This is a genomic window from Flavobacterium sp. SLB02, from assembly GCF_009664855.1.
Classification (GTDB): Bacteria; Bacteroidota; Bacteroidia; order Flavobacteriales; family Flavobacteriaceae; genus Flavobacterium.
In genome coordinates this window covers 5,002,512-5,015,597 of sequence record NZ_CP045928.1, presented here as the reverse complement: position 1 = coordinate 5,015,597, position 13,086 = coordinate 5,002,512, and the positions used below count along the sequence as shown (strand labels likewise).

Here is a 13,086-nt window from a genome sequence, read left to right as displayed (position 1 = left end):
TATTTATCCTTTTAAATTTTTTAAATTATCGATACTAATCGAACCTAAATTTCTAAAGATCGAAACTAAAATAGCCAATCCAACTGCAACTTCTGCCGCAGCAACTGCCATCGAGAAGAATACAAAGACTTGTCCTTGTGCATCTTGATGATAAGTTGAAAAAGCAACAAATAAAAGGTTAACAGCATTCAACATGATTTCGATAGACATGAAAACGATAATAGCATTTCGTCTGTACAATACACCAAAAATACCAATACAGAAAAGTACAACACTTAAAAAAATGTAGTTTTCAATACCTATTTGATTTAATATATTACCCATTATTTATTTAATTTTTCTTTTTTAGACAATAGTACAGTTCCAATCATTGCTACTAAAAGCAAGATCGAAGCAAATTCAAACGGAACCATATATTCGTTCAATAATATTTTACCCAATACTTTAATCGATTGGAAATCTTCTCCATTAGATGGGTCGTACTCAACAATTGGCTTAGAGTTGATGAAAATTGCAATTAATACAATGCAAATCAAGCAAAAAGAAACAATCGCGCCTAAACGTGTAATTCTAGGTCTGTGTACTTCCCGTTGTTCGTTCAGGTTCATCAACATGATCGTAAACAGGAATAAAATCATGATTGCTCCAGAGTAGACTATAATATGTACAATAGCCAAAAACTGAGCATTTAATAATAAATAGTGACCTGCAATCGAGAAGAAACAAATTACTAAGTAGATAGCACTGTGAATTGGGTTTCTGCTAAAAATGGTCAAAAATGCGGTAATCACCGTAATAAACGCTAAGAAACAAAATATAATTTGTACAGTTGTTGCGTGTGCAAAATCAGGAATATGTATCATTTAGTTAGCATTATTAAGTTGAGCATTTTTGATCGCCACATCAAGAGGCATTACTAATCTGTCTTTTCCAAAAATGAAATCTTCTCTTTCATAGCTAGAAGGAACCAATACTTTCGAAGTAGTCAAATAAATAGCATCTTTTGGACAGGCTTCTTCACATAAACCACAAAAAATACAACGTAACATATTGATCTCGTAGATCGAAGCATATTTTTCTTCTCTGTACAAATGTTTTTCATCAGCTTTACGTTCAGCCGCTTTCATTGTGATCGCTTCTGCGGGGCATGATAAGGCACATAATCCGCAAGCGGTACAGTTTTCACGACCTTGCTCATCACGTTTCAACTGGTGCTGACCGCGATAAACCGGACTCATTTCACGCACTTGTTCAGGATAGTGAATCGTCACTTTTTTTCTGAATAAGTGTTTAAGTGTGATAAACAATCCTTTGACAATCGCCACAAGATACATTCGCTCTAAAAAAGTCATCTCTTTATTAGAGACCATCTTTTTTCTACCGGATAATGATATAGTTTCTATTGACATTTTTTAATGTATGATTTACGATTTACTATTTGTATGAAACAAATCAAATCTATTTTATTATTATTTGAAGCTAATCCCGCTATCCGCTATATCTTTAATTTTTTAAAGAAAAAAATTAAAGGATGCCGCTTCTATCGGGTCTAGGTACTATGGTTCTTAGAATCCTAAAGCGGCTGCAATATCGTGTCTTAATATTACAACACCTGTAATCATGATATTAATGATCGAAAGTGGAATTAAAATTCTCCAGCCCAGATTCATTAATTGGTCATATCTAAATCTCGGAATTGTCCAGCGTACCCACATATAGAAAAATATGAAGAAACATAATTTTGCAAACAATGCTGCAATTCCAAGTAAATTAGCTGTATTGACACCTACATTTTCTACCATCCATTGCATTCCAGGGTAATTGTATCCGCCAAAGAACAAAACAGAAATAATTGTAGCAGAGATAAACATACTGGCATATTCAGCAAATAAATAGAATCCCATTTTCATCGATGAATATTCTGTATGGTAACCTCCAATTAATTCGTTTTCACATTCTGCTAAGTCAAAAGGAGTTCTGTTAGTTTCTGCAAACGAACAGATTAGGAAAATTAAGAATGATAAAGGCTGATAAAATACATTCCAGTTCATTCCGGCTTGTTGCTCAGAAATCGTTTTTAAGCTTAAAGTTCCGGTCATCATCAACAATGCAATTATTGATAATCCCATAGCAACTTCATACGAAACCATTTGAGATGCTGCACGAATAGCTCCCATTAATGAGAATTTATTGTTCGAAGCCCATCCCCCAATCATGATACCGTAAACTCCTACTGAAAGTACCCCAAAAATGTATAATATACCAATATTAATATCAGTTGCCTGTAAAACTACATCGCGGCCAAAAACATGCAATTTGTCTCCCCAGGGAATAACAGCACTTGTCATTAAGGCAGTACTCATGGCAATTGCAGGTCCTACAACAAATAAAAATTTGTTTGGTGTATTTGGGAAAAACTCTTCTTTCGAGAATAATTTCATACCATCTGCAAGAGGTTGTAATAAACCACCCCATCCTGCACGGTTAGGCCCCACACGATCTTGTAGAAAAGCTGCAACTTTACGTTCAGCCCAGGTAGAATACATTGCCATAATCATAGTTATCGCGAAAACGACAATAATAACAACACTTTTTTCTATAATAAATGCACTTTCCATTTCTTAAGATTTTTTATCATTAGTTGTTAATGGAATTGCGGCCATACTAATTTTTTTACGATCGGCATCTCTACCTAAAAGAATATTCTTTTCAGTATCAATTTCAACTTTCTCTAATTTTTGAGTGTAATTATTTTGGTTGATAACAGAATCTTTTTCAAATTCTCTTGGACCTTCAATAACCCAGTCATTCACGTTTTTATGATCAAAACGACAGCTGTTGCAGATGAATTCTTCTACTTCATGATACTCGTCTTTACGACCAGTTACACGTTGAATTTCTCCTCCAAACATCCATACAGTTGTTTTACCACAACATCCCGGAGTTGTGCATTCTCTATGAGCGTTGAAAGGTTTGTTGAACCAAACCCTTGATTTAAAACGGAAAGTTTTATCTGTTAAAGCTCCAACCGGGCAAACGTCGATCATGTTTCCAGAAAACTCGTTGTCGATTGCTTTGGAAATTCCGGTAGAAATATTAGCGTGATCACCACGATCTAATACTCCGTGAACTCTGTTATCTGTCAATTGATCTGCCACTTGTACACATCTTTGACATAAGATACAACGGTTCATATGTAGTTGAATATGTGGGCCAATATCTTCTGGCTCAAATGTTCTTTTTTCTTCAATAAAACGTGATTTCGGATTTCCGTGCTCAAAACTTAAGTTTTGAAGATCACATTCACCAGCCTGATCACAAATTGGGCAATCTAACGGGTGATTGATCAATAGAAATTCAGTTACAGATTTACGTGCCTCAGTTACACGAGCCGACGATTTACTGTTTACTTCCATTCCGTCCATACATCCTGTTACACAAGATGCCATTAATTTTGGCATTGGTCTTGGGTCAGCCTCACTTCCTTTAGAAACTTCAACTAAACAACAACGACATTTTCCGCCGCTGCCTTTTAATTTTGAGTAATAGCACATGGCTGGCGGAACCAAATCTCCACCAATCATACGTGCAGCCTGCAGGATCGTTGTTCCTGGCTCTACGTCTATACTTTGACCGTCTATGGTTACTTTCATCTTTGTTTTGTTTTTTTAGTTTCAGGTTTAAAGTTTCAGGTTGTTGTACTTGAAACTAAAAAAGATTGAAACTTGAAACTATTTTTAAACTGTTTGTTTGCCTACTAAATGTTTTACTTGCGAAAAAGGTTCGGCTACAAAGTGATCTCTGTTTTTTATTTTTTCAGGGAAACGAACGTGATATTCAAATTCATCTCTAAAGTGACGAATCGCCGCTGCTACTGGCCATGCTGCTGCATCTCCAAGCGGACAAATCGTATTACCCTCGATTTTACTTTGAATACTCCACAATAATTCGATATCCTCTTCACGGCCTTGGCCGTTTTCGATTCTCCATAATATTTTTTCTAACCATCCAGTTCCTTCACGACAAGGAGTACATTGTCCGCAGGATTCGTGGTGATAGAAACGAGAAAAATTCCAGGTGTTTCTTACGATACAAGAAGTGTCATTGTAAACAATAAATCCTCCTGAACCTAACATAGATCCGGTAGCAAAACCACCATCACTCAAAGATTCGTAAGACATTAATCTGTCTTCTCCGTTTGCTGTTTTAAAAATTAGTTCAGCCGGTAAAATTGGCACTGAAGATCCTCCTGGTACAAATGCTTTCAAAGGACGGCTTGAAGACATTCCTCCTAAATACTCGTCAGAATTCATGAATTCATCAACGGATAATCCTAATTCAATTTCATAAACTCCTGGGTTTTTGATATGTCCTGAAGCAGAGATTAATTTAGTTCCTGTTGAACGACCGATACCAATTTTAGCATAATCATCACCAGAATTATTGATGATCCACGGCACAGTAGCGATAGTTTCAACATTGTTTACTACCGTTGGGTTTGCCCAAAGACCTGAAACGGCAGGGAAAGGTGGTTTGATACGAGGATTTCCTCTTTTACCTTCAAGAGACTCGATAAGTGCAGTTTCTTCTCCGCAAATATAAGCTCCAGCTCCACAGTGAACATATAGTTCTAAATCGTAACCAGTACCTAATATATTTTTTCCTAACCAACCGGCAGCTTTAGCTTCGGCGATGGCTCTTTCTAATATTTTGAAAACCCACATATATTCTCCACGAATGTAGATGTATGAGAGGTTAGCGCCTAAGGCAAAACTTGAGGTAATCATTCCTTCGATCAATAAGTGAGGAATAAATTCCATCAAATAACGATCTTTGAAAGTTCCCGGTTCAGACTCGTCGGCGTTGCAAACTAAGTGTCTTGGTTTTCCAGATTTTTTATCAATAAAACTCCATTTCATTCCGGCAGGGAAACCTGCACCTCCACGACCACGAAGACCTGATTTTTTTACTTCTTCAGTAACTTCATCCGGTGTAAGTGTTTTTAGGGCTTTTTCTACAGATGCATAACCACCATTTTGGCGATATACTTCGTAGGTTTTAATTCCTGGAATATTGATTTTATCTAATAATATTTTTTGTGACATCTTATTTATCGTGTAATATTATTTTATCATCTTTACAATCAGCGATTAACTGATCTATCTTGTCTTCTGTCAATTTTTCTTTGTAGAAATCGCCTAATTGTAACATTGGAGCATATCCGCAGGCACCTAAACATTCTACACCGGCAATGGTAAACATTCCGTCCGGAGTTGTTTCTCCCATTTTAATGCCTAATTTCTCAGAAGTATAATCCATTAAATTTTCGGCACCATTTAAACAACAACAAGAAGTCTGGCAAAACTCGAACATGTATTTTCCAATTGGTTTTTGGTTGAACATGGTATAAAATGTAACTACTTCGTATACCTCAATTGGTTTTATCTGAAGAATTTCGGCAACTTTATCTTGCAATTCAATGCTAAGCCAGTTGTTATGCGCATCTTGCACTTCATGCAAAACAGGCAACAACGCTGATTTTTGTTTGCCTTCAGGATAATGACTGATCAATTCATTGATACGGGTAATCAATGCTTCGGTCATATTTATTTCTTGTTTGTAATGTTTACGTTCCATTTTTTATTTTGGATTTTAGATTTTAGATCTGAGATTTTTTCAATCTGTGATCTATAACCTTCATTCTGCAATCTTCTAATTTTAGATTTATGATTTTAGATTTTTCAATCTTTTCTTTATAAATCCATATTCTGCAATCTTGTTTTAGTTTTAGATTTTTCAATCTGAATTCTTCAATTCTATATAAGTGTAGATTTTCAATCTAAATTTTAAAATGTGGAATAGTGCAATCTAAAATCAGAAATCTACAATTTTTTTACGCGTCTAATTCTCCTGCAATTACATTTAAACTTGATAAGATAACAATCGCATCAGAAAGTAAAGATCCTTTGATCATTTCAGGATAGGCCTGATAATAGATAAAACAAGGTCTTCTAAAATGTAATCTATATGGAGTTCTGCTTCCGTCAGTAACTAAATAAAATCCTAATTCTCCGTTTCCACCTTCAACTGCATGATACACTTCAGCAACTGGTACAGGAACTTCTCCCATGACAATTTTAAAGTGATAAATTAAAGATTCCATCGAAGTGTAAACATCTTCTTTTGGAGGAAGGTAGTAATCAGGAACTTCTGCATGGTATTCGTTTCCGGCTGGCATTTTATCCAAAGCCTGACGAATAATGCTTAAACTTTCACGAACTTCAGCATTACGAACACAGAAACGATCGTAAGTATCTCCTGATTTTCCAACAGGAACAATAAAATCGAAATCTTCGTAAGAAGAATATGGGTGTGCTACACGTACATCGTAATCAACTCCGGCAGCACGTAAGTTAGGACCTGTAAATCCGTAAGCCATTGCTTGCTCTGCTGAGATTGCACCTACGTCTACGGTTCTGTCAAGGAAAATTCTGTTTCTTTCGAATAAGTTTTCAAATTCTTGCCATGCGACAGGGAATTCTTTTAAAAACACATCTAATTTGCGGAAAGCTTCTGGTGACCAATCTCTTTCGAAACCACCAATTCTTCCCATATTTGTTGTTAAACGAGCACCACAAATTTCTTCGTAAATCTCGTAAACTTTTTCTCTAAATTGAAAAACGTATAAGAAACCAGTATAAGCGCCAGTATCAACACCTAAGATTGAGTTACAAATTAAGTGATCTGTAATACGAGCCAATTCCATTACGATAACTCTTAAATACTGAGCGCGTTTAGGAACTTCAATATTGAGCAATTTCTCCAGAGTCATCCACCATCCCATATTATTGATAGGAGAGGAACAATAGTTCATACGGTCCGTAAGAGGTGTGATTTGATAAAAAGGACGATTTTCGGCGATTTTCTCAAAAGCTCTGTGAATGTAACCAATAGTTGGTTCAGCTTCAAGAATTCTCTCACCGTCCATCAACAGGATATTTTGAAAAATACCGTGAGTGGCTGGGTGTGTTGGGCCTAAATTCAGTACCGAAAGCTCGCTTCCGTCTTCGTTTAGTTTATCCTTTACTATTTTAGCATAACGATGCTCTGGTGGTAATAATAGTTCTGACATTTTATAATGTTGAATTATTTATTTTTAGCAATTTGTTGTTGTTCTTCCAAAGAATCTGTCATCTTTATCAGTTCTTCCGCTGTCTTCCATTGGGAATTCTTTTCGCATTGGGAAAGACACCATTTCATCCATATTCAAAATACGTTTCAATTGCGGATGTCCAATAAAATTGATTCCGAAAAAGTCGTATGTTTCTCTTTCCATCCAGTTTGAACTTAAGAAAATATTTGAAATGGTTTTAATTTCTGGTTTTTCACCGTTTAAGAATACTTTTATTCTAATTCTTTTGTTTTCGTACCAGTTGTGTAAATGATATACTATGGCAAACTGACGATCTGTTTCATTGTCCGGATAGTGAACTCCGCATAAATCAGTTAAAAAGTGAAAACGAAGGTCGGAATCGTTTTTTAAGAAAAGAATCAAAGCTGTGATTTTATCAGCGCTGGTTTCTAAAGTAAAAACATCTCTTTCGTCGTGAAAGTTAAAAACACTTGCATCAAATGTTTCTGTAAGTTTATCCTGGATCAGTGTATTTTCTAAAGCCATCTTATGAAATATTATATGAAGCTAATAATTCTTGGTATTCCGGAGAGCTTCTGCGTCTAACAGATTCGCTTTTTACCAGTTCCTGAAGTCTCATTACTCCATCAACAATTTGTTCTGGTCTTGGCGGGCATCCCGGTACATAAACGTCAACCGGAATTACTTTGTCAATTCCTTGTAAGACAGAATACGTATCAAAGATTCCTCCTGATGAAGCACAAGCTCCAACAGCAATTACCCAGCGTGGTTCAGACATTTGTTCGTAAACCTGTCTTAAAATAGGAGCCATTTTTTTAGAAATAGTTCCCATAACAAGCAACATATCAGCCTGACGAGGAGAAAAACTCACACGCTCAGAACCAAATCGTGCTAAATCGTAGTGTGAAGCCATTGTAGCCATGAATTCGATACCACAGCATGAAGTTGCGAAAGGCAATGGCCATAATGAATTGGCTCTTGCTAAACCTACAACATCATTAAGTTTTGTAGCGAAGAAACCTTCTCCTACAACCCCTTCTGGTGGTGCAACCATATTTACATTTGAATTGCTCATTTTATTTTAGATTTCTGATTTTAGATTTTAGATTTAGGAAATCGTAAAAGTTAAAATCAATTTTTTAAATCAGTGTATTAATTCGAGGAAATCAAATTTCAAATTGTAATTCTAAATCTATTTCGGATAAGGACCGGTTCTAATCTAAAATCACTAATCTAAAATCTAAAATCATTTTATTCCCAGTCTAATGCTTTTTTCTTGATGATGTAGAAAAAGCCCACTAAAAGAAGTGACATGAATACGATCATCTTTAGCATTCCTTCTACTCCTAGTTCTTTAAAGTTTACTGCCCAAGGATAAAGGAAAATTACCTCTACGTCAAACAATACAAACAAAATGGCCACAAGGAAGTATTTTACTGAAAAAGGGATACGGGCATTTCCAACAGATTCGATACCGCACTCAAAGTTTTTATCTTTGGTTTCAGAGCTTCTTTTTGGTCCTAATTTTCCGGAAATAATAATTGTTCCTACCACAAAACCAACAGCCAAAATGAACTGCATTAAAATAGGAATGTAATTGTATTGATCAGATTGCATAATCTTAGGTTTTTTACTTAAAGAATAAGCCACAAAGATAACTTTCAACTCTGTAAATCACAAGCTAAAAAAGGATTTAAGTGTGTTAGAAAAGGGTGAATATTTGTAATTTTTATTCATTATAAATAATAGTAACCTATTTTAAGGTTTTTTTAAGATTTGAGCAAAAAAAAACGCTTCGAAATAAATCGAAACGTTTTTAAACCATTCAGAGGCAAAAAAAATAAATTGCTATATTTTTCTTAGATTACTGCTACTTTAGCAGCAACTTTCCCTTTTCTTCCTTCTTCTTCTTCGTAGCTTACACGGTCACCTTCGCGTAATTCTTCCGCGTTAATTCCTGAAGCGTGAACGAAGATATCTTTTCCTGTTTCTTCGTCTGTAATGAATCCATAACCTTTAGATTCATTGAAAAATTTTACTGTACCTGTACGCATTGTAATTGTAATAATAATTTATAATGAAGCAAATGTAATATATAAATTCATACAAAAGACAATAAGGTGTTAATTTTTTGTAAAAATTATTGATTCACAGTGTTTTCGCTATTTATATTGCATCAATTTTGATATGGAAGTATTTTATTTAAGAATCATTAATTGTAAGAATAAAAGTTAAAAAAGTAGCTTATAGTTTACAAATTTTTCTTATATTATGCACAAGCCGATCCTTAAAACTGTGTAAATGTGGCAGAATACTTGTAATTACTCATATTCTCTCTTTATAGCGCTACAAATTTTAGGTTAAAAGACGAAAAAAATCCAAAAAAATGGCAGCTAAAATTAATAGCTGCCATCTGTAATTTTAAAATTCTGAGAATTTATATTGCATCAATTTTGATGTGTAATTCTTTTAATTGAGCATCATCGATTTTTGCAGGTGCATCGATCATTACATCGCGACCTGAATTGTTTTTAGGGAAAGCAATAAAATCTCTAATTGTTTCCTGTCCTCCTAAAATAGCTACTAATCTGTCAAGACCAAATGCTAAACCTCCGTGTGGTGGTGCACCAAACTGAAAAGCATCCATTAAGAAACCAAATTGTGCTTTTGCTTCTTCTTCGGTAAAGCCTAAATATTTAAACATTAATTGTTGAGTCGCTTTATCATGAATACGAATAGATCCTCCTCCAATTTCATTTCCGTTTAATACCATATCATATGCATTAGCGCGAACTTTTCCAGGTTCAGTTTCTAATAATTGCATGTCTTCCGGTTTTGGAGATGTAAAAGGGTGGTGCATAGCGTGGTAACGACCCGTTTCTTCATCAAGTTCTAATAATGGGAAATCTACAACCCATAACGGAGCAAATTCTTCCGGTTTACGCAATCCTAAACGAGTGGCCAGTTCCATACGAAGTGCTGAAAGCTGAGCACGTGTTTTGTTAGCCGGTCCTGAAAGCACAAAAATCATATCGCCAGGTTTTGCTCCTGTAATTTTTGCCCATTGTCCTAAATCGTCCTGATCGTAAAATTTATCTACAGATGATTTAAAAGTTCCGTCGTCATTGCATTTTGCGTACACCATTCCTGATGCTCCAACTTGCGGACGTTTTACCCAGTCAATCAATCCGTCAATTTCTTTACGGGTATAATTTCCTGCTCCAGGAACTGCAATTCCCACAACTAATTCAGCAGCATTGAATACCGGGAAATCTTTATGTTGCGCAAATTCGTTTAACTCACCAAATTCCATCCCGAAACGAATGTCCGGTTTGTCATTTCCATATGTTTTCATGGCATAGTCGTAAGTAATTCTAGGGAATTTATCTACTTCAATGCCTTTAATTTCTTTTAGTAAATGTCTTGTCAGACCTTCAAAAACATTCAAAATGTCTTCTTGCTCCACAAATGCCATTTCGCAATCGATTTGTGTAAACTCAGGCTGACGGTCAGCGCGCAAATCTTCGTCACGGAAACATTTCACAATCTGGAAATATTTATCCATTCCGCCCACCATCAATAATTGTTTGAAAGTTTGAGGAGATTGTGGTAATGCATAAAACTGTCCTTCGTTCATACGGCTAGGTACAACGAAATCTCTTGCTCCTTCAGGAGTCGATTTGATTAAGTAAGGGGTCTCAACTTCGCAAAAATCTAAATCAGATAAATATTTACGAACTTCCATCGCTACTTTGTGGCGGAACAACAAACTGTTTTTTACAGGATTTCTACGAATATCTAAATAACGATATTTCATTCTGATATCTTCTCCACCATCAGTTTCATCTTCAATGGTAAATGGAGGTGTTAATGCTGCATTTAAGATCGTTAATTCAGTAACTAAAATTTCGATCTCACCAGTTGGAATATTTTTGTTCTTAGCTTCACGCTCAATTACAGTTCCTTTTACCTGAATTACAAATTCTCTACCCAGCGTTTTTGCCAGTTCAAAAACCGTTTTATCAGTACGGCTTTCGTCGAAAATAAGTTGTGTAATTCCGTAACGGTCGCGTAAGTCAACCCAATTCATAAATCCTTTATCGCGTGATTTTTGAACCCAACCCGCTAGTGTAACTTCCGTATTAATATTTGAGGCGTTTAATTCGCCACAATTATGACTTCTATACATGATCAAAATTTTAGACTGCAAAAGTAAACACAAAATTCAAATTAATGTAGTAAAGTGATCACTAGATGCTCAATAATTTGAAATATTTTGTTAATTCTTAAATTTGGGAGCTGTAATTTCTTTAGATTTGAATCACTAAAAACAAACTTTAATTTATATGAACAAACTTTTTGTTACTGGTCTGTTGATTTTTAGCGCTTTGAATGTTATAGGTCAAACCAAAAATCAAATTAAATTTACGGCTAAAATTACCAATAGAAATAGCGATACTTTAGTGATTAGAGGCAGGGATAATTTTAAACAAGTAATCCCAATTAATAAAAAAGAGGTTTTTGCAGCCAATTTTGATGCTCCAAAAGGGTTTTATATGTTTTCTGATGGTACAGAGTCTTCTAATTTGTATTTAAAGCCAAACTCAGAGATCAATTTAACGATGAATGCTAAAGAGTTTGATGAAACAATTGTCTATAAAGGTAAAGGTGTAGACGAGAGTAATTTTATGGCTCAGCAAGCTTTAAAAGACGAGCAATTTCAAAAAGAAGCTTTCGCTAAAGAACCTGCAGAATTTACCTCGCTTTTAGAAGCAAAGAAAAAAACAGATATTGAAAATGTTGAAAAAGGTAATTTTGATCCTGAATTTAAAACCGCTTTAAAAGGTAGTTTTGAAAGTTTTAACCAATATGCAGCGCAGGAATATGAAAGAGCTTCTAAGGCAAATAAGTTGAACGGAAAACCATCTCCTGAATTTGATTATGATAATTACAAAGGTGGAAAAACAAAACTTTCTGATCTAAAAGGTAAATATGTTTACATTGATCTTTGGGCTACATGGTGTGCGCCTTGTAGAGCTGAGATACCTTACTTGCAAAAAATTGAAGAAAAATATCACGGAAAAAACATTGAGTTCGTGAGTATTTCAATTGATAAGGTAAAGGACAATGAAAAATGGAAAAAATTTGTAAGGGATAAAAACTTAGGCGGTATTCAATTATTTGCTGATAAAGATTGGGAATCTGAATTTGTGACAAGTTATGGTGTAACGGGAATTCCGAGATTTATTATCGTTGATCCTAAAGGAAATGTTTTAAGCGCAGATGCTGCAAGACCTTCGTCTCCAGAGCTTCAAACGCAATTAGACTCATTATTGAAGTAATTTATTTACCAAATTTATAACGTTATAGTAAATTTGTGTTTTTTATAAAAACCCAGTAAAGCCAGTGCTTCAGCACTGGTTTTTTTGTTTTTGGTAAATTTCCAATGTTAAGCTTTAATCCAATGTTACCAAATTGTTAAGTAAAAGTTTTTTTAATGTAAATAATTAATTATATTTGATAACGATTTGATAACATTAAAACCTCAAGATATGAAAAAGTGTGTAATTTTAGTTGCAATATTGTTCTCTGGAATTTTAGTTGCACAAGAGATAAAACCAGAATTAGAAGCTGTTGGAAACAAAGTAAAAGCTACTTATTATCATGAAAATGGTCAGGTACAACAAGAAGGCTTTTTTAAAGATGGTAAATTAGATGGTGTTTGGGTGTCTTATGATGAAAAAGGAAATAAAGTTGCCGTAGGAGAATACACAGACGGATTGAAAACTGGAAAATGGATTTTCTTTACTGAAAAAAACCTTTGCGAGGTTGCTTACGAAAACAGCAAAGTCACTTCAGTTAAAAACTTACAGAAAAATGCATTAGCAAATAGAAATTAATACTATTTCGAATAATTTAGAAAACCGCTTTAG

At 34.8% G+C, this 13,086-nt stretch carries 15 protein-coding genes; 2 read left to right on the top strand and 13 right to left on the bottom strand.

Annotated elements, in window-relative coordinates:
• Window positions 1-3: 3 nt before the first annotated feature.
• The 13 genes from nuoK to aspS all read right to left on the bottom strand — a co-directional run bounded on the left by nuoK (window position 4) and on the right by aspS (window position 11,342).
• Complete coding sequence (gene nuoK, locus GIY83_RS18800; RefSeq protein ID WP_017494599.1) at window positions 4-324, bottom strand: NADH-quinone oxidoreductase subunit NuoK; 321 nt, start codon at window positions 322-324, stop codon at window positions 4-6.
• Window positions 324-863, bottom strand: a complete 540-nt coding sequence (locus GIY83_RS18795) for an NADH-quinone oxidoreductase subunit J (RefSeq protein WP_173969071.1) — start codon at window positions 861-863, stop codon at window positions 324-326. Before GIY83_RS18795 ends, nuoK begins: the two co-directional genes overlap by 1 nt.
• Window positions 864-1,409 carry an NADH-quinone oxidoreductase subunit I gene (locus tag GIY83_RS18790; protein ID WP_194615173.1) on the bottom strand — a complete coding sequence of 182 codons (546 nt, stop codon included), beginning with the start codon at window positions 1,407-1,409 and terminating at the stop codon, window positions 864-866.
• Window positions 1,410-1,565: 156 nt separating this feature from the next.
• Complete coding sequence (nuoH, locus tag GIY83_RS18785; RefSeq protein WP_194615174.1) at window positions 1,566-2,618, bottom strand: NADH-quinone oxidoreductase subunit NuoH; 1,053 nt, start codon at window positions 2,616-2,618, stop codon at window positions 1,566-1,568.
• 3 nt (window positions 2,619-2,621) lie between these two features.
• Window positions 2,622-3,653, bottom strand: coding sequence for a 2Fe-2S iron-sulfur cluster-binding protein (locus tag GIY83_RS18780; RefSeq protein WP_194615175.1), 1,032 nt, complete (start codon window positions 3,651-3,653; stop codon window positions 2,622-2,624).
• An 84-nt stretch (window positions 3,654-3,737) separates the two neighbouring features.
• Window positions 3,738-5,105 carry an NADH-quinone oxidoreductase subunit NuoF gene (gene nuoF, locus GIY83_RS18775; protein ID WP_194615176.1) on the bottom strand — a complete coding sequence of 456 codons (1,368 nt, stop codon included), beginning with the start codon at window positions 5,103-5,105 and terminating at the stop codon, window positions 3,738-3,740.
• Between the two features lies 1 nt (window position 5,106).
• Window positions 5,107-5,637, bottom strand: coding sequence for an NAD(P)H-dependent oxidoreductase subunit E (locus GIY83_RS18770; RefSeq protein ID WP_173969066.1), 531 nt, complete (start codon window positions 5,635-5,637; stop codon window positions 5,107-5,109).
• A gap of 256 nt (window positions 5,638-5,893) precedes the next feature.
• On the bottom strand, window positions 5,894-7,132 hold the full coding sequence (locus GIY83_RS18765) for an NADH-quinone oxidoreductase subunit D (RefSeq protein WP_194615177.1): 1,239 nt from the start codon (window positions 7,130-7,132) through the stop codon (window positions 5,894-5,896).
• Window positions 7,133-7,156: 24 nt separating this feature from the next.
• Window positions 7,157-7,678 carry an NADH-quinone oxidoreductase subunit C gene (locus GIY83_RS18760; protein WP_194615178.1) on the bottom strand — a complete coding sequence of 174 codons (522 nt, stop codon included), beginning with the start codon at window positions 7,676-7,678 and terminating at the stop codon, window positions 7,157-7,159.
• 1 nt (window position 7,679) lies between these two features.
• The gene (locus GIY83_RS18755; protein WP_065451598.1) at window positions 7,680-8,228 is read right to left on the bottom strand and encodes an NADH-quinone oxidoreductase subunit B; all 549 of its coding nucleotides are present in this window, start codon (window positions 8,226-8,228) and stop codon (window positions 7,680-7,682) included.
• 176 nt (window positions 8,229-8,404) lie between these two features.
• A complete protein-coding gene (locus GIY83_RS18750; protein WP_194615179.1) occupies window positions 8,405-8,770 on the bottom strand; it encodes an NADH-quinone oxidoreductase subunit A in 366 nt (121 codons plus the stop codon).
• A gap of 242 nt (window positions 8,771-9,012) precedes the next feature.
• A complete protein-coding gene (locus tag GIY83_RS18745; protein WP_007137066.1) occupies window positions 9,013-9,207 on the bottom strand; it encodes a cold-shock protein in 195 nt (64 codons plus the stop codon).
• A gap of 383 nt (window positions 9,208-9,590) precedes the next feature.
• The gene (aspS, locus tag GIY83_RS18740) at window positions 9,591-11,342 is read right to left on the bottom strand and encodes an aspartate--tRNA ligase (protein ID WP_208682851.1); all 1,752 of its coding nucleotides are present in this window, start codon (window positions 11,340-11,342) and stop codon (window positions 9,591-9,593) included.
• A gap of 157 nt (window positions 11,343-11,499) precedes the next feature.
• Between aspS and GIY83_RS18735 the strand changes: the two genes are divergently transcribed.
• A complete protein-coding gene (locus tag GIY83_RS18735) occupies window positions 11,500-12,495 on the top strand; it encodes a TlpA disulfide reductase family protein (protein ID WP_194615181.1) in 996 nt (331 codons plus the stop codon).
• 210 nt (window positions 12,496-12,705) lie between these two features.
• On the top strand, window positions 12,706-13,053 hold the full coding sequence (locus GIY83_RS18730) for a toxin-antitoxin system YwqK family antitoxin (protein WP_194615182.1): 348 nt from the start codon (window positions 12,706-12,708) through the stop codon (window positions 13,051-13,053).
• The last annotated feature ends 33 nt before the right edge of the window (window positions 13,054-13,086 follow it).